The sequence below is a fragment of the Gilliamella sp. G0441 genome (assembly GCF_050589305.1).
Classification (GTDB): Bacteria; Pseudomonadota; Gammaproteobacteria; order Enterobacterales; family Orbaceae; genus Gilliamella.
Map to the genome: position 1 here is coordinate 79631 of NZ_JBNRJF010000009.1, position 20464 is coordinate 100094.

17 protein-coding genes and 1 riboswitch are annotated in these 20464 nt (G+C 37.0%); of the genes, 11 read left to right on the forward strand and 6 right to left on the reverse strand.

Annotation, left to right across the window (positions count from 1 at the left end; genetic code table 11):
* The first annotated feature begins 76 nt into the window (after nt 1-76).
* Both dksA and gluQRS read left to right on the forward strand, forming a co-directional pair.
* The gene (gene dksA, locus ACKJXD_RS08840; protein ID WP_065559802.1) at nt 77-532 is read left to right on the forward strand and encodes an RNA polymerase-binding protein DksA; all 456 of its coding nucleotides are present in this window, start codon (nt 77-79) and stop codon (nt 530-532) included.
* A 42-nt stretch (nt 533-574) separates the two neighbouring features.
* Nucleotides 575-1465 (forward strand): tRNA glutamyl-Q(34) synthetase GluQRS, encoded by an 891-nt coding sequence (gene gluQRS / locus ACKJXD_RS08845; protein ID WP_220216023.1) that lies wholly within the window; start codon nt 575-577, stop codon nt 1463-1465.
* Here the strand turns inward: gluQRS and moaA are convergent.
* Complete coding sequence (gene moaA / locus ACKJXD_RS08850) at nt 1445-2419, reverse strand: GTP 3',8-cyclase MoaA (RefSeq protein WP_430876093.1); 975 nt, start codon at nt 2417-2419, stop codon at nt 1445-1447. The genes gluQRS and moaA overlap by 21 nt on opposite strands.
* Nucleotides 2414-2544, reverse strand: a riboswitch (molybdenum cofactor riboswitch). Its footprint overlaps the gene before it by 6 nt.
* A 324-nt stretch (nt 2545-2868) precedes the next feature.
* Nucleotides 2869-3639 (reverse strand): hypothetical protein, encoded by a 771-nt coding sequence (locus ACKJXD_RS08855; RefSeq protein WP_430876094.1) that lies wholly within the window; start codon nt 3637-3639, stop codon nt 2869-2871.
* 196 nt (nt 3640-3835) lie between these two features.
* On the opposite strand from ACKJXD_RS08855, the gene ppnN reads away from it, so the two are divergent.
* Complete coding sequence (gene ppnN, locus ACKJXD_RS08860) at nt 3836-5212, forward strand: nucleotide 5'-monophosphate nucleosidase PpnN (protein WP_220217316.1); 1377 nt, start codon at nt 3836-3838, stop codon at nt 5210-5212.
* A gap of 82 nt (nt 5213-5294) precedes the next feature.
* Here ppnN and radA read toward each other — a convergent pair whose 3' ends face one another.
* The gene (radA, locus tag ACKJXD_RS08865) at nt 5295-6674 is read right to left on the reverse strand and encodes a DNA repair protein RadA (RefSeq protein ID WP_267349586.1); all 1380 of its coding nucleotides are present in this window, start codon (nt 6672-6674) and stop codon (nt 5295-5297) included.
* A 9-nt stretch (nt 6675-6683) separates the two neighbouring features.
* Nucleotides 6684-7658, reverse strand: coding sequence for a phosphoserine phosphatase (serB, locus tag ACKJXD_RS08870; protein ID WP_430876095.1), 975 nt, complete (start codon nt 7656-7658; stop codon nt 6684-6686).
* 176 nt (nt 7659-7834) lie between these two features.
* On the opposite strand from serB, the gene ACKJXD_RS08875 reads away from it, so the two are divergent.
* The gene (locus ACKJXD_RS08875; protein WP_220216027.1) at nt 7835-8362 is read left to right on the forward strand and encodes an NAD(P)H-dependent oxidoreductase; all 528 of its coding nucleotides are present in this window, start codon (nt 7835-7837) and stop codon (nt 8360-8362) included.
* A gap of 54 nt (nt 8363-8416) precedes the next feature.
* Here ACKJXD_RS08875 and rsmB read toward each other — a convergent pair whose 3' ends face one another.
* Complete coding sequence (gene rsmB, locus ACKJXD_RS08880; protein WP_430876096.1) at nt 8417-9709, reverse strand: 16S rRNA (cytosine(967)-C(5))-methyltransferase RsmB; 1293 nt, start codon at nt 9707-9709, stop codon at nt 8417-8419.
* Between the two features lie 27 nt (nt 9710-9736).
* On the reverse strand, nt 9737-11080 hold the full coding sequence (locus ACKJXD_RS08885; RefSeq protein ID WP_220216029.1) for a Na+/H+ antiporter family protein: 1344 nt from the start codon (nt 11078-11080) through the stop codon (nt 9737-9739).
* A gap of 413 nt (nt 11081-11493) precedes the next feature.
* Here ACKJXD_RS08885 and ACKJXD_RS08890 point away from each other — a divergent pair, with 413 nt between their 5' ends.
* The 7 genes from ACKJXD_RS08890 (at nt 11494) to plsB (ending at nt 20394) form a co-directional block, all read left to right on the forward strand.
* Complete coding sequence (locus ACKJXD_RS08890; RefSeq protein WP_220216030.1) at nt 11494-12315, forward strand: sugar phosphate isomerase/epimerase family protein; 822 nt, start codon at nt 11494-11496, stop codon at nt 12313-12315.
* A 46-nt stretch (nt 12316-12361) separates the two neighbouring features.
* Complete coding sequence (locus ACKJXD_RS08895) at nt 12362-13234, forward strand: shikimate dehydrogenase (protein WP_430876097.1); 873 nt, start codon at nt 12362-12364, stop codon at nt 13232-13234.
* A gap of 134 nt (nt 13235-13368) precedes the next feature.
* Entirely contained in the window at nt 13369-14133 is a 765-nt protein-coding gene (gene aroD / locus ACKJXD_RS08900) for a type I 3-dehydroquinate dehydratase (RefSeq protein WP_411597414.1), read from the forward strand.
* 104 nt (nt 14134-14237) lie between these two features.
* Nucleotides 14238-15086 (forward strand): SDR family NAD(P)-dependent oxidoreductase, encoded by an 849-nt coding sequence (locus ACKJXD_RS08905; RefSeq protein WP_220216033.1) that lies wholly within the window; start codon nt 14238-14240, stop codon nt 15084-15086.
* Nucleotides 15087-15197: 111 nt separating this feature from the next.
* Entirely contained in the window at nt 15198-15485 is a 288-nt protein-coding gene (locus tag ACKJXD_RS08910) for a putative quinol monooxygenase (protein WP_267349572.1), read from the forward strand.
* Between the two features lie 213 nt (nt 15486-15698).
* A complete protein-coding gene (locus ACKJXD_RS08915; protein ID WP_294825769.1) occupies nt 15699-17741 on the forward strand; it encodes an FAD-dependent oxidoreductase in 2043 nt (680 codons plus the stop codon).
* 220 nt (nt 17742-17961) lie between these two features.
* Nucleotides 17962-20394 carry a glycerol-3-phosphate 1-O-acyltransferase PlsB gene (gene plsB, locus ACKJXD_RS08920; RefSeq protein ID WP_220216036.1) on the forward strand — a complete coding sequence of 811 codons (2433 nt, stop codon included), beginning with the start codon at nt 17962-17964 and terminating at the stop codon, nt 20392-20394.
* Nucleotides 20395-20464 lie beyond the last annotated feature (70 nt).

Consider the following 20464-nt stretch of genomic DNA (forward strand, 5'->3'; position numbering starts at 1 on the left):
TAAAAAAATTTTGCCAATGGCTAATTTATTGCTATAGTTTAGCGCTTGCAAATAATCTGTACTTAAGGGGATTGCTGTGAAAAAGGAACAAAAAGTTAATACATCTTCTCTTAGCCTGCTTTCAATTGCTGGGCTTGAGCCTTATAAAGAGGCGAAAGGCGAGGAGTATATGAACCCTAAGCAATTGAAACATTTCAAACTTATCTTAGAAGCATGGCTTGCGCAATTACAAGGCGAAATGGGCAAAACAGTCTCGCACATGCAAGATGAGGCTGCAAATTTTCCAGATCCAGCTGACCGAGCAACTCAAGAAGAGGAGTTCAGTCTAGAGTTAAGAGCACGCGATAGAGAACGTAAACTGATCAAAAAAATTGAAAAGACATTAAAGAAAATTGAAACTGATGATTTTGGTTTTTGTGAATCTTGTGGCGTTGAGATTGGTATTCGTCGCCTTGAAGCTAGACCTACGGCGGATCTATGTATCGATTGTAAAACGTTAGCGGAACTTCGCGAAAAACAAATGGGAATGTAATTTTAATTACTTTCCTCAAACATTACACTACCAGATAAGCCCATGTGCTATATTGGTCGTTTTGCTCCCTCACCATCCGGACCATTACATTTTGGTTCGTTGGTGACGGCTCTCGGTAGCTATTTACAAGCTAAAGCTTATCAAGGTAAATGGTTAGTCCGTATTGAAGATATCGATCCACCACGCGAAGTCAAAGGTGCATCCTCACTCATTTTAAAAACATTAGAAATATTCAATCTGTTTTGGGATGATGATGTTCTATACCAATCAACATGTAGTGAACGTTATCAATCGGTATTGCAATCATTACTATCCAAACAGCAAGCCTACTATTGCGACTGTTCGAGACAACGAATCCATCATCTTACCAATCATATTTATGATGGCTTTTGCCGTCAGCGAAATTTAACCCCGAACCACCAGCAGCATTTAGCCATTCGGTTAAAGCAAACCCATCCAATCTTTGAATTTGAAGATAACATTCTTGGATTACAAACAGTTGAACCAGCAAGTGCGCAAGAAGATTTTATTATTCACCGAAAAGATGGACTATTTGCTTATAATTTGGTCGTCGTTCTGGATGATCATCAGCAAGGCATTACCGAAATTGTTCGTGGCGCTGATTTGCTACCGGTTACCGCAAAACAGATATCACTTTATCAACAGTTAGGCTTTACCGTTCCAACCTATTGCCATTTACCACTGGTCTTAGATCATAATGGTAATAAGCTGTCGAAACAAAATCATGCTAAACCAATCGAATTGGATAATCCAACCTCGCTAACCATTCAAGCTCTGCAATTTTTAGGACAACAGATACCACAAGATTGGCAAGATGCAACCCAACAACAATTGTTAGATTGGGCAATAGCACATTGGCAGCTTTCAACTATCCCGAAACAAAATGCAGTATTAACCACCAATGTAAGATAAGTTAGGCATCATACCCACTAGATTATCGTGTAATCGATGTTTTTCTGGTTTGACTACCAATGAAGCAAGAATGCGTGATTTAAGTTGTGCTTTTTGGTCTGCACTGACCAGTAAATCACGTAAATCAATCGCCGAATCACCAAACAGACAATAGTGTAACTGCCCAATTGATGACACTCGCAATCGATTGCAACTTTTACAAAAATCTTTTGAATATGGCATGATAAGACCAATTTTACCTTGATAATCATCATGCGCATAAACTTTTGCCGGCCCTGATAGAGCTTGCTTCGGTTGTAACTGCCAACCTTGCTCAATTAATTGACGTTCAATTGATTGACCAGCTAAGTGATAACGATGAAATAAATTACGGCTTTCATTGGTTTCCATAAGCTCGATAAAACGCAACTCAACTGGTCTGTATTTAATCCAAGATAAATAATCAGATAAATGGCTATTGAGATCTTTCATTAAAACAGTATTAATCTTCACTTTCGGTATGCCAATTTCTAACGTTTTTTCAACGCCAGCAATCAGCTCTTTCAGCTTATCTTGACCTGTGATCAGTTTGAATATATGAGGGGAAAAACTATCTATACTAATATTGATTGAATTTAGACCGGCTTGATGCCAATAGTTGATATTTTTTAATAACCGTGTGCCATTGGTCGTGATTGCAAGCTCACGAATACTGGGATAAGCCGAAATAACCGACAAAATTTCGGTAAAATCTCGGCGCAATGTCGGCTCACCACCAGTAACTCGAATTTTATGAACACCAAGCTCAGTAAATGTTGACACAATATTATCAATTTCATTAAGCGATAAAAAATGGTGAGGCTTATTAGGATGATAACCATTGGGTAAACAATACTGACATTTAAAATTACATAGTTCGGTAATCGACAAGCGCAGATATTGAAATCGACGCTGATAATTATCCACTAATTGCATATAAAAAAAACACCTTATCCAAATCGGGAAGCATAGCCATTTCTGCGCTATACCGCGGCTAATTCACCATATGAAACAGGCCAAGGCAACACTTAGGTGAAAAAGCTTCAGAGTTTGGTTTAGTCTAACATAGACAATATTTTTTGACTATAATCAATTAATCAATTCAAACATCCTGAATAAAATTCAAAGGTTAAGTTGATTCATCATTTTTATCAGTCTGAATAACAATTACCTCTTTCGGTATATCATATTTTTTTGGATATAATGCAAGCCAATATGCACCTTGTGACTGTTCTTTCAAAAACTGTTTTAACAGAATATCTTCAATTAAGTCATTATCTGAATGCTCATTCTGAATTTATTGTCGTGCTTTGAGTCATAATATTTCCTTAATTTTTTATTTTTGTCATCTATCCGTAAATTACTTCATTGAAATTAAAAAGTTATCAGGTTTTATTTTTATTGGTTATTGATCTTTCATCAATCACCTTAAGCCAATCTGGTAATATTGGCGTTCTACAATAGTAGTTAACCTTTCCTTTAAATATTTTTAATCGTTGAAAATCAGGTGTTTGTGGATCGTTAAATATTTCCGAATCTTGACGATAGTGTAATTTTTTGAATCTCTTTGTTTCCTTTTCAGCACTATATCGCCAAGGCTCAAGATATCCTAAACATGAAAAAATCTTATTAGAAAAAAAAGAGTATCCCCCTCCTCCCCAAAAAAAGAAAAGAATTATTGCAATACTCCATCCCCAAAAACTATTTTTAATCACACTAAAATAATAAGCAAATGAAGCGTCATCACATAATCCGACAATTAATAACAGTAAAAATATAGGAACAATAAATATTGAAACCATAATAAAACTGAGTTCTAACAGTTCCAAAGTTGAAGCTCCAAGAGGATGAGGGAAGATAATTGCATGCTGTTGAGGTATTCGGACAGCATAAGCCTGGTAGGTATCATCTTGCGTTGGTTTAACTATTATTTCGACATAATCACCATCATTAAAAGCAATCTTTGTCAGCCGACCATCAACTTGCTTATTGCCAACAAAACAAAAAAAATATTTCCCATTTAATTGTGGGCACCATCCAAATAAATAACAGAAAAAAGCAATTATTGAACAAATTAACGGAAAAGCAACTATATCTTTTTCTCCTTTCCTTAAATGGCTAACGGTTCCTTTTAATAAATAAAACTCATTTTTCATTTGAAAATATTCCTTTATTTTTTCGCTATCATGATAATCAATATCAAAAAATAATTCTACTCTACTTTATAGCTCTCAATTTAGGATAATTACGATAAAATTGAAAAAAGTTCATTTTATAAACTTTACTTATTCAATCTGTTTGAGTATATAATAACTCCTTTGTCGATAAAACCGTCAAATGGAGGTTGTGATGATTACCACCCATATAAGCCCATTAGGATCTATGGATTTACTTGCTCAAGCTGAAGTGGATATTCTGAAAAGATCAGCAAATAGTGAATTATATCAATTATTTCGAAATTGCTCATTAGCAACACTTAATGCGGGCAGTAAAACCGATAATACGAAAGAGTTATTAGATAGGTTTCAATCGTTCGAAATTAATGTGATTAGTAAAGAACGAGGCGTTAAGCTAGAACTTATCGATGCGCCGGAAAGTGCTTTTGTGGATAAACGCATTATCCGTTCAATTCAAGCTAACCTTTTTGCGGTGTTGCGCGATATTCTTTTTTTAAATAGTCAAATCAGTGCTGTTAAGCAATTAGTGTCGAATGTCAACCTTGATAAAGATCATTCCTATTATATTACTAATTTGGTTTTTTCGATTTTACGTAATGCTAATGCGCTACATGTCGGCGAAGAGCCTAATCTTGTGGTTTGCTGGGGTGGTCACTCAATTAATGAAAACGAATATTATTATGCCCGTCAAGTCGGTATGCAGTTAGGGCTACGTGAGCTTAATATCTGCACTGGCTGTGGCCCCGGCATTATGGAAGCTCCCATGAAAGGCGCCGCTGTTGGTCATGCTCAGCAACGCTATAAAGATAGCCGTTTTATTGGGATGACTGAACCTTCAATTATTGCCGCTGAACCACCTAATGCCTTGGTCAATGAGCTTATCATCATGCCAGATATTGAAAAACGGCTTGAAGCTTTTGTCCGTATGGCACACGGTATTATTATCTTCCCTGGTGGTCCGGGTACTGCTGAGGAACTGCTCTATATTTTAGGCATTATGTTAAACCCAGCAAATAAAGATCAAACATTGCCACTTATCTTAACTGGCCCTAAAGAATGCGAAGGCTATTTTGCTGCCATCGATGACTTTATTCGTCAAACCTTAGGCGAAGAAGCCACCAAGCTTTATCAAATTATTATTGATTCCCCAGAACAAGTTGCGCGTATTATGAAAAAAGGGGTTAAACATGTAAAATCCTCACGCTTAAAAACAGGTGATGCTTACGGTTTTAACTGGCTCCTTAAAATTGATGGTTCGTTACAACAACCTTTTGAACCCATTCATGAGAATATGGCTTCATTGAATTTACACAAAGATCAGCCAGTGGAATTATTAGCCGCTGATTTACGTCGTGCATTTTCGGGAATTGTTGCCGGTAATGTGAAGGAGTTTGGTATGAAACAAATTGCTGAACGAGGCCCTTATAAGTTACAAGGCGATAAGGAAATAATGAAACAGTTGGATGATTTATTACGTAGCTTTGTTAAACAAGATCGGATGAAATTACCGGGTGGAACGGCTTATCAACCTTGTTATGAGATCTGTTATTAACACATCATCTAAAATAGCTTGTTTAACTGTTATTTTGCCGGTATTTTTTATCGGCAAAATAACAGACGCATCAACCAATTAGCTATAAATCATTCAAAATATCTAAAGCTTCAGAAACTTTTTTGACACCAAAAACTTGCATATTTTCAGGTCTCTTTTTCGGCATATTGGCAATCGGTACTATCGCTTTTTTAAAGCCATGTTTTGCCGCTTCAGAAATCCGCTCTTGACCACTTGGCACAGGGCGAATCTCGCCACCTAAGCCAATCTCGCCAAAAATAACCACATCTTGTGGCAGTGGACGATTTCGAAAACTTGATACTAAGGCGGCAATCAATGCTAAATCGGCACTGGTTTCAGTAACTTTTACACCTCCGACGACATTAACGAAAATGTCTTGGTCAGCCATTTGTAATCCACCATGCCGATGCAAGACAGCCAGTAAAAGGGCTAATCGATTCTGATCAAGCCCAACTGTTACGCGTCTTGGATTCCCATACATTGAATGGTCTACCAGCGCTTGAATCTCAACCAATAATGGACGTGTCCCTTCCCATAACACCATCACCGAGCTACCGGGTAGCATTTCATCCCCACGACTTAAAAAAATCGCTGATGGATTACTGACTTCTTTCAATCCTTGCTCGGTCATGGCAAAAACACCTAATTCATTCACTGCACCAAACCGGTTTTTATGGCTACGCAACGTCCTAAATCTGGAATCCGCATCACCATCTAATAAAATTGAACAATCGATGCAGTGTTCAAGGACTTTAGGACCGGCAAGTGACCCATCTTTAGTAACATGTCCAACCATAATAATGGCTATGCCTTTGGTCTTAGCAAAACGAGTTAAATAAGCAGCGGTTTCCCGCACTTGAGCGACACTCCCCGGCGATGATTGAATATCAGCAAGATGCATAACTTGGATGGAATCAATAACCATGAGTTTAGGTTGTGATTGTTCAGCCAGCAAACAGATCTGCTCAATACTGGTTTCTGACAGCATATTAATATTATCGGTTGGTAGTCCTAAGCGATGAGCACGCATAGCCACTTGCTGTAAGGACTCTTCGCCCGTCACATAAAGGGTGTTCATTTGCGTTGAAAGCTTACTCATGGTTTGTAATAACAGGGTACTTTTACCGGCACCCGGATTACCCCCAATGAGAATAGCACTACCAGGGACAACACCACCCCCTAACACTCGGTCAAATTCGGAAAAGCCGGTAGAGAATCTAGGCAACGCTTCTAAACTGATTTCAGACAGTTTTTGAATTTTTGCCTGTCCAACGCCACTACCTGCATAACCGGTTAACCGATCATTGCGTGATGATGCACTTGCCAGCCTAACTTCGGTAATGGTATTCCAAGCATGACATGCACTACATTGACCTTGCCAACGAGGATAATCTGCACCACAATCATTACAAACAAAAGCACGTTTAACGGTTTTTGCCAACTTAATCTCCTAACCTTCACTTAATAAACTGGTCGATAAGATACACCATAATCCAGTTAAATCTGCATAATTAATGCTAATTCGTGCCTTTTCAACCACTTTAGGTTTACCATGATAAGCCACACCAAGACCTGCAATTCGAATCATCATTAAATCATTCGCACCATCGCCAATAGCAACCGTTTGTTCAATGGGTATATCTAACGATGCAGCTAAATTCTGTAATGTTCGAGCTTTAAATTTGGCATCGACTATTTGACCCGTTACTTTACCGGTTAATTTATCATTTTTGATTTCTAACTCATTTGCATAAGCATCGACCAATTTTAATTTTTGTTTTAAATGGTCGGCAAAATAGGTAAATCCCCCTGATGCGATAGCGACATACCAATTTCTTTTTTGTAATTCTTTAACTAGATAAGTCAGTCCCGAAGTCAAAGGTAAATCATTTTTCACTTGCTGTAAGAGTTCTTGAGGAGCTCCTTTCAAGGTTGCAACTCGCTTACGTAAGCTGGTCGCAAAGTCTAACTCGCCCCGCATAGCTTGCTCGGTGACAGCCGCTACCTGATGTCCAACACCATATAATTTGGCAAGTTCATCGATGCATTCAATTTTAATCGCCGTGGAATCCATATCCATAACAAGCAAACCTGGTGAGTGTAAGGTTGGTAAATTATCAATAGGTGATACATCAATGCCTAATGCTAGGGAAATAGATTTTGCCTTTTTAGGCATAACACCAGCAATACGGACAATTTGGTAAGTTTTAATTTTCCAAGAAGAAACTATCACCATTGGCATCGCCAACTGATTTTGGAATTTTGACAGTATCGTTTTATTTAATTTTTTACCATAGATGATCCAACCTGTTTTACCTGCATTATAGTCAAGCGGAACCACTTCACAACCATTCAAAGATAATGGTAAACCTTGCCAGTTTTGAATATTTTCGGGGAGATCACTATAGGTGAGAGTATAAGCCATTACAAATATCTTTATAACACAAAATAAACCGAGAATTTACCACATCTACTAAAAATTGTCCAAGCGACCAATAATTAACCTATAATTTAGTTTATACTAGTATTATTTTTATACTAGTATATAGTTTATACAATTGAGTAACGTGCATTTTTTACATAAAAGGAAAGGAAATTACTATGACATTAATGATTTTAGGCCATCCCAATATGGCGCAATCCATTGCTAACAAAACAATTATTGAGACATTACAGCAAACTGTTACCGATCTTGAAATCCGAAATATACATCAACTTTACCCTAATTATCAAATCGATGTAGAACAAGAACAAGCCGCGTTATTAAGACATGATCTTATTATTCTTCAATATCCTATGTATTGGTTTAATATGCCAGCTATATTAAAGTTATGGTTTGATGAAGTATTGACTTACCAATTTGCTTATGGCTCACAAGGTGATAAATTAAAAGGTAAAAAGTTATTGCAGAGTTTAACAATAGGGCAAAAAAGTTACCAAGAATACGGTGAAAATTTAATTGACCACTTTCTTGAATCAGTAAAATTTTCGTCTCTGTATATACAAATGGAATATCTTCCACCAGCATTATTATATGGTGTATCGCCATTTGATGATAAAACAGAAATAAGAACCAAAGCCTTAAAACATGGACAGGAATTAGCTGAATTGATAAAAAGTTACTGCTAATGACAAAATGTGATGATATAGCGTGAGGCAGACATCATCACATTAAACGTTCTGTTAGCTATGTTTGGTTAAAACCGCATAAAAAAACCCATCACCGCCGTTGTCGGTAGGTAAAAACTGTTTAACCTCGCCTTGCAATTTTGCATCACTATTTTCATGTAAAAAACGCTCAATTTGCAATCTATTCTCTTCTGGAAGAATTGAACAAGTCGCATAGACTAAAGTACCACCTGTTTTTAAATAAGGCCAAATATTCGTTAAGATCGCATGTTGTAACTCAGTGAGTTGGGCTATATCACTATCACGACGTAACCATTTTATATCTGGATGACGCCGAATAACGCCCGTAGCTGAACATGGGGCATCAAGTAAAATCCGGTCAAATTGACGCCCTGCGCACCATTTTTCTGGCGTTAATCCATCACCAACTTTCACTTCAGCACATTGTTTTAAACGCGTTAAATTGTCATTAATCCGTTTAGCACGACTCGCATCAACATCAACCGCTAATACTTGAGCATTTGGGGCGACTTCTAAAATATGTGTAGTTTTACCACCAGGTGCTGCACACATATCTAAAATTTGCTCGCCATTTTGCGGGGCAAGTAGATAAGCCGCATATTGTGCAGACAAGTCTTGTACGGTCACCGCACCTTCAGAAAAATAGGGCAATTTGTTTACATTAACAGGTTGTAATAACCTAATGGCAGAAGGTATATCGGTAAAAACTTGCGATTCAATGCCTGCTTCGGTAAGCAGTTGTTGGTACTCACTCACTGAATAGTGATTAAGATTCACTCGCAACCACATCGGAGGTTTTTGATTATTCGCCGATACAATTGCTTGCCACTGCTGTGGATAGGCTTGCTTAAGACGAATTAGTAACCACGTCGGATGGAGAGTTCGGGCGGTGTCTTGTTTACTTTCTTGCGTGAATTGGTTTGTCAAAACAGCTTGTTGACGTAAAAATTCCCGCAACACACCATTAATTAATCCTTTGAGAGCGATTTTTTTTAATTCCTTAACCGCGTTAACTGTTTCTCCTACTGCTGCATGCTCCGGAATACGGGTATAGAGAACTTGGTAAACACCCACTAACAATAAATAGTGTAAAACTCTATTTTTACCAGTAAGCACTTTGTTCATCAAGCTATGAATATAGAAATTCAGTTCAGGTAATACCCGCATTACCCCGAAACAGATTTCTTGAACTAACGCTTTATCTTTATCGGCAATTTTAGGATTTAAAGTCATCAATGCAGAGCTGAGCGATTGCCCTTCTTCCAACACATTAAAAATAGCCTGAGCACAAACCGCACGGATATTTTGATATAACTTGTTATTCATAAGCAATGACAGCCTTTATTGATGTTATTACAGAATTAACGATCCAACCCAACCCGCAATAAATAAAGGGATATTAAAATGGGTGAATGTTGGAATAACACTATCACGAATATGATCATGCTGACCATCACTATTAAGCCCAGCCGACGTTGCTAAAATAGTATCAGAAGGCGGAGAACCAGCATCACCAATCGCTCCAGAAGCACCAATTAAACAGACTGTTGCAATAGGTGAAAAGCCAAGTTGAATACAAAGTGGGACATAGATTGCCGCAATAATAGGCACCGTCGAGAATGACGAACCGATACCTAACGTGATCACCAATCCGACTAACATCATCATAAATGAAGCAATAACTTTATTACCCGCAAATAAAGCAGCACTGTTAATCACTAACGGTTCAATATCATTTGTTTGTTTTAGCACTTCGGCAAAGCCTTGGGCAGAAATCATAACAAAACCAATCATGGCCATCATTTTAATACCATCAGTAAAAACGCCGTCTGCTTCACCCCATTTAATGGTTCCCGAAACAATAAAGCAAATAAAACCAATTAGCGCCCCTAAAATCATTGAACCTGTATAAAGTTGGATAGCAAAAGAGAGAACAATCGCCAATAAAGACACAATAAGTGAACGCTTATTTACACTATTTACCGTTTCTAAATTCGTCTCTTCACGAATAATTTTATATTCTCTTGGTTTACGGTAACTGACAAAAATTGCCCAAAGTAGCCCAACAAACATCCCTAGCGCTGGTATCGCCATAGCATGCATTACATTCACATGACTAACATCCATACCAGATGCAGTGATATTTTTTAATAAAATTTGATTTAAAAAGATATTACCAAAACCAACCGGTAAGAACATATAAGGTGTAATGAGTCCAAATGTCATTATACAGGCAATCATTCGTCTATCTAACTGTAATCGAGACATCACATATAATAGTGGTGGAATTAACAGTGGAATAAAAGCAATATGGATAGGTATGATATTTTGTGAAGAAATACTGACCAACGCAATAATAATAATTAATAACCATTTTATGCGTTTTTTAGCACTGCTCGTTGTCAGCTGTTTAACCGCTTTATCAGCTAATAATTCAGGCAATCCCGATTTTGAAATTGCAACCGCAAAAGCACCAAGCATAGCATAAGAAAGAGCGATATTTGCACCATTGCTAATACCTGTATTGAATGCATCAATTGTTTGTTTTAACGTTAAATGGCTAAATAAACCACCAACAAAGGCACCAATAATTAAGCTAATTACCACATGAACACGGCAAAGAGATAAAATTAACATACAAATTACCGCAATAACCACAGCGTTTATTGACGATAAAAGCTCAAAAACTGTATTCATAGATATATTCTCTTAAATAAACAAAGTTAATTATTTTAGTGGATGACTATAGAAAGTGCAATTGATAGTAAATGCTGACTTTTAACCATGATTATTCTAAAAATAGTTGACGTCTAAATGGATTTTAAGTGACAGATTAAAATAAAAAGCAAAATCAACACATTGCTCAATAAACTCCCCATATTTTTTATAACTGTCTGATTAATTTTTTATTGATAAAGATCTCATTTTGATAAAAATCCTTTTTTTATCCTTGCTAATTACAGAATAAATGGCTATTTTAAATAATAGATATTTTTAATAGAAATCATTATATTTATAGAAATATAATAATGAATCATAATGTGGCTTATTTAAAAATTACACTAATTTTATGCTTTAGATGAATTAAATTTTTAATTAAGGAGAAAGATATGTCTAACCGTCCAATTGGATTGGCAGCGTTAACTGTCTTAGATGTTTCACCTGCTAACCAAGTCCTCGTTGCAGCAGAAGCGGGTTATACTCATGTCGGTTTGAGGCTTATACCGGCTACGCCAACTGAACCGGTATATGCGACCGTCGGCGATACGCCATTGGTTCGAGAAATTGAACGCCGTTTAAAAGAGACAGGAATTAAGGTATTAGATATAGAAATCTTCCGTTTAAAACCCGATACCCGTGTCATTAACTTTTTACCCGTACTGGAAACGGGCGCAAGATTAGGTGCCAGTCAGGTACTTTTGGCGGGTAACGATCCCGATCAAAATCGACTAGCCGATAATTTTGCCCAGCTTTGTGACATTGCCGCTCCCCTTGGCATTGCTATCAATATCGAACCGATGCCATGGACGAACATCCCTGGCGTCAATGCCGGTGTTGAACTGCTAAAAAAAGCGAATCAAAACAATCAAGGTATGATAATTGATCCCCTGCATTTTGATCGAGGTCCAAATACCCTTGACGATTTGAAAAAAGTACCTAAAGATTGTTGGCGTTATATGCAACTGTGTGATGGTACCAAAGAAAAACCTCAAGACACAGAAGGACTACTTTATCAAGCCCGTAATTATCGTTTATCGCCGGGGCGTGGTGGTATTGACCTTGTATCTTTGTTGAAAGCTTTACCTGAAATGCCGATTTCAATTGAATGTTGTAATGACGAATTAGCTTTATCTAAATCCCCAATTGAACGCGCTAAAATGTATATTGAAGATACACGTGCATTATTAAAACGTGTTGCTGAACAATCTTAATTGTTAACGCTTTATTGAAAAAAAAGCGTGTAGTGGAGAATTTTTAATGAGAAATAATATTGACGGCCATTATTTATTGATTGGTTTAATGGCTTATCCAATACGTCACAGTTTATCACCGCAAATGCAAAACACTATTTATTCAAAACTAAATATCCCTTATGTTTATTTGGCTTTTGAAGTTGATCAAGAAAAATTACCCGATGCAATAAAAGGTCTTCGTGCCTTAGGTTTGCGAGGTAGTGCGGTATCGATGCCCAATAAACAATTGGTTTGCCAATATCTTGATAAGTTAACACCTGCGGTTGAAATGAGTGGGGCTTGCAATACAATTTCGAATGATAACGGCATATTAACCGGTTATAACACCGACGGCATTGGCTATATGCGCATGTTGAAAGAAGCAGGCATTGATGTCATAGGTAAAAAAATGACGATTCTTGGTGCAGGCGGTGCAGCAACAGCCATTGTAGTACAAGCTGCGCTTGATGGTGTGAAAGAGATCGCCATCTTCAATCAGAAAGATGACTGCTATGCAAAAATTGAAGCAATTGCAAAAAAATTAAATGAAAACACATCTTGTAAAGTCAGTGTGACCGACCTTGCTGATAAAGAGCAACTCCGTCAAGCCATTGCCACCAGTGAAGTACTTTGTAACGCTACAGGTGTTGGAATGAAACCATTAGAAAGGCAAAGTTTAATTACCGATCCAACGATGTTAAGACCGGATCTTGTCGTAACAGACTGTATTTATAGCCCACGTAAGACCAAATTGCTTGAAATCGCAGAACAGCAAGGTTGTAAAACCTTAAATGGGATTGGCATGATGCTTTGGCAAGGTGCAGCGCAAATCAAAATTTGGACGGGTGAAGATGCACCTATTGAGTATGTAAAAGAAAAAATGGGATTTAATGATTAGTCGATAGGTAATCTTTTTACCTAATAATCCAATTAAAAATAAGTTAGCAGATTATTTTATGTTATTGTCTGATTTGCATCACACAATATAAGATTAAACATTATAAACATAATCTTTTACCAACAGGATATAAAATGAAAACAGTTACAACCAAAAATCTAGTTATAGGATCGGGTGCGCCGAAAATTATTGTCCCAATTGTGGGTAAAACTGAAACCGAACTGCTTGATGAAGTGACATTTTTACAATCGATAGATTTTGACGTTTTGGAGTGGCGAGTGGATCACTTCACCCAAGTTGATAATATTGATGCTGTGAAAACTGTTGCTAAAAAAATTGCAACCTTATTACCGAGCAAACCTATTTTATTTACCTTTCGTACCGCTAATGAAGGTGGAGTAAAACCGTGGCCACTAACCGATTATCTCGAATTAAATAAAGAAATAGCTAAGAGTGGACTGGTCGACCTGATCGATGTTGAAGTCTTTATCGGCGATCAATACGTAAAAGAAATTATTAATGTAGCGCATCAACATAATGTATTGGTTGTCACATCCAACCATGACTTTGAAAAAACACCTGCGAAAAACGATATCATTTCTCGATTACGTAAAATGCAAGATTTGGGTGCTGATATTCCCAAAATTGCGGTTATGCCACAGACCACAGATGACGTCCTTACCTTATTAGCGGCAACCACAGAAATGAATGAAAAATATGCAACCAGACCCATCATTACCATGTCAATGGCAGGGCTGGGGGCAATTAGCCGAGTGGCAGGAACAACATTTGGTTCAGCAATGACATTTGGAGCAGCTAAAAATGCCTCAGCACCGGGGCAATTAGATGTCAAACAGTTACGTTATATTTTAGATGTGTTGTATCAAAGTAAACAGTAGGTTAAATAATTTGGTACTTACTTTGACATTAAGATTTAATCAAACATAAAGATATGCGAAGAAAGTATAAATAAAAGTTATCAAGTTGAATAATAGGAGTTTTTATGAGCCAAAGTTGGTTAGGATTAGAAAATGATGTTTGTGTCATCACAGGTGCAATTGGTGGCATGGGCTCCGAAATTTGCCGTGAATTTGCCAAACAAAAAGCGAATCTCGTACTTATCGATTTAGATGAAACAAAATGTCAACAACTCGCTAAATCGTTAAGTAATGAATATGGTATAAAAGCAATCGGTCTTGCCTGTAATACCACTAACGAAGCACAAGTAGATGCAGCGGTCGCAAAAGTAAAACAAGAATTTGGACGTTGTGATGTACTGGTTAATACTGCAGCAATTTTACGTTTTTGTCCGATTGAAGACCTTCCTCTTGATGAATGGAATACTACCGTTAATATTAACCTAACAGGATATTTCCTTATGTCTCAACGTTTTGGGCGTTTAATGATTGAGCAAAAATCAGGTCGTATGGTGCATATCTCAACGGTGGCGTCGCACACGCCTGAAACTTACAGTGGTGCTTACAGTTCAACCAAAGCTGGTGTTTCGATGATGTCTAAACAATTTGCTGCTGAATGGGGACAATTTGGTATTCGCAGTAATGCAGTCTGTCCATGTTTTGTCAAAACACCTTTATCAAAAAAATTCTATGAAGATAAAGAAGTTGAACAAGGTCGTACCCGTATGATTGCCAGCCGTCGTATTGGTGAAACCATTGATATTGCTAATGCTGTTTTATATTTGGCAAGTAAACGTTCTGATTATTCAAATGGTACTGAGCTTGTGGTTGATGGTGGTTACGAAGTGATGCTTGGAGATTTAGTTCCTCGTCCGGGTGGTCGTCGCCAATTTGCAGAACAACAACATGCAGCTTCGAAAGCATCAAACAAATAAAAAATATCAGTCAATTAGGCTTATAGCTCACGACCGTGATCATGGTGGTTAATTGGCTTTTTAGGATTTGAAAACCACAATCAAAATAGAGAATAACCATAAGGAATATCGATGTGTGAGCTAAATATTATTGCAATACATGAGGTAAAACCAGAGTGGGTAAAGGAATATCAACAAGCTGCCCTAAAAGTGCGGAATGAAAGCAGAAAAGAAGCTGGTTGCATTCGTTATGAACTCAGTCTGGATACCAATAACCAACATATTTTTATTTTCTCAGAAATATGGGCAAACCAAGCTGCCATTGAGTTTCATAATACGACTGCTCATTTTATGGAATTTAAACAATTCTTAGAGAATAAATTAGTCGATAGAAAATGGTATAAAACGAAAAAATTCTAATTAAATAGATAACGAATTCTCATAATGGCTCGCGCTTAACATAACGCGAGCCATTCTAGTTTTCATCTATTTATAGGTAAAATGAATAAATTAAACTTGATCTATAAAATATCAGCATAAGTTAGCAATGGATTTATTATTAACTTTAACACGTTTTGAAGACTATTTTGCAATGTTTGATAGAGAAATTATTTAAATAAAAAGGAGACAAATATGCCCAATTTTTCAGCTATATTTGAACCGTTTGTAATTAATAAAACAACTATACGCAACAGAATTGTCATGCCACCGATAGGGACTAACTTTGCCACATTACATGGCGAAATGGTGGATGACCATATTCAATACTATGAACAACGAGCAAAAGGCGGAACTGGGCTTATTATCCTTGAAAACGTATGCGTAGATTTTCCTTATGGTACTAACGGTACCACACAACTGAGAATCGACAACGATCAATACATTCCCGGATTGTATAAATTTACTGAACGTATGCACAAGCATGGGGCATCGGTCGCAGTACAAATTAATCATGCAGGCGCATCCGCTTACCCCGGTCGCTTAAATGGCTTGCAACCTATTTCTTCATCCAATATACCGTCTAAAACAGGTGGCAATATTCCCAGACCAGCAACGATTGAAGAGCTTCATGATATTGTTAAACAATATGGACTAGCAGCTCACAGAGCCCAAAGAGCCGGTTTTGATGCTGTTGAAATTCATGCCGGACACTCATATTTGCTGAGTCAATTTTTATCACCACTGTATAACAACCGTACAGATGAATTTGGAGGCAGTATCGAAAACCGAGCACGATTAATTCGTTTGGTTATTGATGAAATGCGTAGCAAAGTCGGCCCTTTCTTTCCAATCCTTTTACGGATTAGTGCGGTCGATTTTGTAGATGGAGGAAATACTTTAGACGATACCTTAGCTATTTTAGAACACCTGAGTGAGGGTGTGGATGTTTTTGATGTATCTGCCGCACAAAATGATACTATCCAATTTCAGATTGATCAGATGAATCTCCCAGACGGTTGGCGTTCTTACATGGCAAAAGCTGTGCGAGATAAATTTAATAAACCGACCATTGCGTCTGGTAACTTTCGAGACCCATCAATCATCGCCAAAACAATTGAAGAAGGGATTGCTGATTTTGTCGTTTTAGGACGAGGGCTAATTGCCGAACCTTATTGGGTTGAAAAAGTACAAAATAACGAAATCGACACATTAAGAAAATGTATTTCATGTAATATTGGTTGTGCAGATCATCGCATTGCGAGATCTAAACCAATTCGCTGTACAGTTAATCCGGATATTATCAGTTATGAAGACTATAAACGCTATCAGATCTCAACCCCGCTTAATGTTGTTGTAGTGGGAGGCGGAACGGCTGGACTTGAAGCCGCATGCACAGCAGCAGAAGTCGGATGTAATGTTACATTATATGAAGAAAAGCCTTTTTTGGGTGGTCTGTCAATGATGATTTCTCGATTTCCATATAAACAACGTATTGCCGATTTGCCTAAATTTCTTATCAACCGTGCCAAAAGTTTAAAAAATCTCACAATCAATCTTAATACACGAGCAACGCCTGAAATAATCGAAAAATTACAACCCGATTTAGTGATTAGTGCAACCGGTTCAAAACCTTTATTACCCCCTATTAAAGGATTACACGATCAGCTTAGTGCACCAAACAGACAAGTATTTTCGATTTTTGACATCATGGAAGACTTCAATCAATTTACCGATATTGCTAATAAAAAAGTGGTTGTCATCGGTGGGGGAGCTGTCGGGCTGGATGTCGTTGAATATTTTTCTGAAAACAACGCCAAGGCGGTTTCCATTGTTGAAATGAAGCCTGCTATGGCTGAAGATTTGGATTATATTGGTCGCATTTCTATGATGACCATGCTCAAACATAATCAGGTTGATGTTCATCTTTCTACAACTTTACTGGAAGTCGCTGAAAATCACTTTTTAGTTAAAGATAAAGATGGTCACCAATTTAAATTAGAATTCGATTATGGTTTTGTCTGTTTAGGAATGCTAAGTGAAAACACCTTTAGCCAAGCTTTTTCTGAACATGCAACTAAAAATAACTATGTTTATCATAAAATTGGCGATTGTAAACAAGCTCGTAAACTTATCGATGGCATGCGTGAAGGACGAGATGTTATTACCCTGATCCAACGATTGGAGAGGATAAAAAACAAAGAGATTCGTGGAGTTGATATCAATAAACCTTTATAATGCTTTCAACTATCGTTATAAATAGAGTTATTTAACTCAAACTATATCGACGAAAGATTGTGCAAATTAGCTAACGTTTAAATGATAACAAGTATATACTTAGTGTTTTCTCTCTTATTTAAACAATAAGAGAGATTCACTATTATGATTTAAATACTAATTTCTGTATTAGCTTGATTAAGTATATTTCATTATTTAAGCCTATAATTAGCGAAATACGATGAGGTTTATTTTTATGTTTTCGTGGTGGACTAAAGTTTCTTTTTCACTAATCCAAATCCCAATTAAATTATTTGTTAAAAGTAAACCTATACCAGCAGATCCGGTTTCTGAATTAGGTCTTGATACTAATAAACCCATATTATATGTTTTGCCCTATAATTCTAAGATTGATCTTATGGTTGTTCGTTCTTTATGTTCCAAGTTCGGCTTACCTGATCCGCTAGAAGGCATCGATATTAATGGTAATATGGTTCCTTCATATATTTTTATTGATAAAGGCCCGGGTATTTTTGCCTCTAATCAACAAAAAACAAAAGCAATTGACATTTTAAGAGAATATATTTCTGCTCATCAAGAAAATCCCGAGTTGGATATTCAAATGTTACCGGTTTCGGTGATGTTCGGACGCAGTCCAGATAAAGAAGGCAAAAAAAGCCCTTCTCTACAAGTGCTGGGAGCAACTTATAAATTATATAAAATCATTGTTTCAGGTCGAGATTGCTATACCCGTTTTTCAAGAACCGTGTCATTAAAAGATATTGAAATCAATAATCAACAAAATATTTCGGTCTTAGCCCATAAGCTTGCTCGTGTTGCACGTATTCATTTTACCAAACAAAGAATGGCATCAGTGGGTCCTAAACTGCCTGTACGGCAACAAATGCTGAATAAATTATTAACTAATCCTAGCCTTTCTGATGCAATTCAAGAAGAAGCCAAAAGCAAAAATATTAGTCTTGATAAAGCGAAAAAAAATGCACTGGCAATGTTAAACGAAATTGCCGCTAATTTTTCTTATCGAATGCTAAGAATTACCGATATTGTTTTAACTTGGGCATGGAACAGACTTTACCAAGGTTTAAAAGTAACCAATGCCGATCCAGTTCGAGAACTGGCACAAAATGGACATGAAATTGTTTATGCACCGTGTCATCGCAGTCACATGGATTATCTTTTATTATCTTATGTTCTTTATCGACAAGGATTAGTACCACCTCATATTGCTGCTGGTATCAACTTGAACTTCTGGCCTGCTGGTCCGATTTTTAGACGACTAGGTGCCTTCTTTATTCGTCGTTCGTTTAGAGGAAATAAACTTTATACTTCCGTTTTTCGTGAATATTTAGCTGAGTTATTTATTCGAGGCTATGCTGTTGAATATTTTATCGAAGGTGGGCGTTCACGTACCGGTAGATTGCTCGATCCGAAAACAGGCATGCTCATGATGACCATTCAAACGTTATTGCGTGGCGATGCAAGACCTATCACCGTTGTACCGGTTTATATTGGTTATGAACACGTTTTAGAAGTGGCGACTTATGCCAATGAATTACGCGGAGCAAAAAAAGAAAAAGAGAGTTTATGGCGTACGCTAAAAGCCTTTTTAAAATTAAAAAAATTAGGTTTTGGCTATGTTAATTTTGGTCAACCTATCCCACTGAACCAATTTTTAAATCAACAAATACCAGAATGGCGTGATGCAATTGAACCAACTGGCACCGCTCGCCCAAATTGGTTGACACCCACTACCAATGTTCTGGCAAAACAGATCATGGAGCGTATCAATGCCTCAGCAGCTATTAACGCCATGAATTTATGTTGCTCTATCTTATTGGCAGCGGATCAACGGGCATTAACTAAAGTTAAACTCATAGAACATATTAATTATCTTCTTACATTATTAAAAAATATTCCTTATTCTGATTTGATAACGATTCCCGCTCAAAGCGCAGATGAACTATTTGAACATGCTAAACAGATGGGTAAATTTGTTATCACAACCGATGAGGCTGGCGAAATTGTCGGTTTAACCACTGAACAAGCGGTTTTAATGACTTATTATCGTAATAATATTCAACATTTGCTGATCATTCCTGCAATCGTTGCCAGAATTCTTGTGAAGAATAATCGCATCTCCTCAGAAGCGGTTTTAGAGCAGGTAAAATTGCTTTTCCCATTAATTAAATCTGAACTGTTTTTATATCATAATGAAGCGCAGTTAGTTGAATATGTAAATCAAATTATCGCCACCTATTGTGACTTAAATTTAATTAGTTGTACGTCAGATAAATTAGTGCTCAATTATGCAAAAATGTCTGGTTTACAGTTAATTGCTTCGTCATCAAAAGATACCTTACAACGTTACGCGATTGCTTTTTCGCTTTTGCAAAAAGACCCTTCAATTAGTCGAGCTAATTTAGAAAAAGAAGGTCGATTAATTGCGGAAAGATTATCGGTATTACATGGAATCAATGCGCCAGAATTTTTTGATAAAGGGGTCTTTTCAACACTGGTTGCATCACTACGAGAACAAGGTTATCTGGATGATCAAGATAGTGCCAGTTTTCAAAAAATTGAAAACATGAATAACATCCTAAAACCTCTCATTACTCATCGAGTCTTGCAAACAATTGAGGAAATTAATCCTTAATCACGAGTTGGTATCGATAGAGTTTGCCCTTTTATCAGTGGCAAGCTCTATCAATATTGTTGAATATAGC

Excerpts from the sequence above, each read along its gene's own strand:
- gluQRS (WP_220216023.1), top strand. The coding sequence starts at position 575 with ATGTGCTATATTGGTCGTTTTGCTCCCTCACCATCCGGACCATTACAT.
- moaA (WP_430876093.1), bottom strand. The coding sequence starts at position 2,419 with ATGCAATTAGTGGATAATTATCAGCGTCGATTTCAATATCTGCGCTTG.
- ACKJXD_RS08855 (WP_430876094.1), bottom strand. The coding sequence starts at position 3,639 with ATGAAAAATGAGTTTTATTTATTAAAAGGAACCGTTAGCCATTTAAGG.
- serB (WP_430876095.1), bottom strand. The coding sequence starts at position 7,658 with ATGGCTTATACTCTCACCTATAGTGATCTCCCCGAAAATATTCAAAAC.
- ACKJXD_RS08875 (WP_220216027.1), top strand. The coding sequence starts at position 7,835 with ATGACATTAATGATTTTAGGCCATCCCAATATGGCGCAATCCATTGCT.
- rsmB (WP_430876096.1), bottom strand. The coding sequence starts at position 9,709 with ATGAATAACAAGTTATATCAAAATATCCGTGCGGTTTGTGCTCAGGCT.
- ACKJXD_RS08885 (WP_220216029.1), bottom strand. The coding sequence starts at position 11,080 with ATGAATACAGTTTTTGAGCTTTTATCGTCAATAAACGCTGTGGTTATT.
- ACKJXD_RS08890 (WP_220216030.1), top strand. The coding sequence starts at position 11,494 with ATGTCTAACCGTCCAATTGGATTGGCAGCGTTAACTGTCTTAGATGTT.
- ACKJXD_RS08895 (WP_430876097.1), top strand. The coding sequence starts at position 12,362 with ATGAGAAATAATATTGACGGCCATTATTTATTGATTGGTTTAATGGCT.
- aroD (WP_411597414.1), top strand. The coding sequence starts at position 13,369 with ATGAAAACAGTTACAACCAAAAATCTAGTTATAGGATCGGGTGCGCCG.
- ACKJXD_RS08905 (WP_220216033.1), top strand. The coding sequence starts at position 14,238 with ATGAGCCAAAGTTGGTTAGGATTAGAAAATGATGTTTGTGTCATCACA.
- ACKJXD_RS08910 (WP_267349572.1), top strand. The coding sequence starts at position 15,198 with ATGTGTGAGCTAAATATTATTGCAATACATGAGGTAAAACCAGAGTGG.
- ACKJXD_RS08915 (WP_294825769.1), top strand. The coding sequence starts at position 15,699 with ATGCCCAATTTTTCAGCTATATTTGAACCGTTTGTAATTAATAAAACA.
- plsB (WP_220216036.1), top strand. The coding sequence starts at position 17,962 with ATGAGGTTTATTTTTATGTTTTCGTGGTGGACTAAAGTTTCTTTTTCA.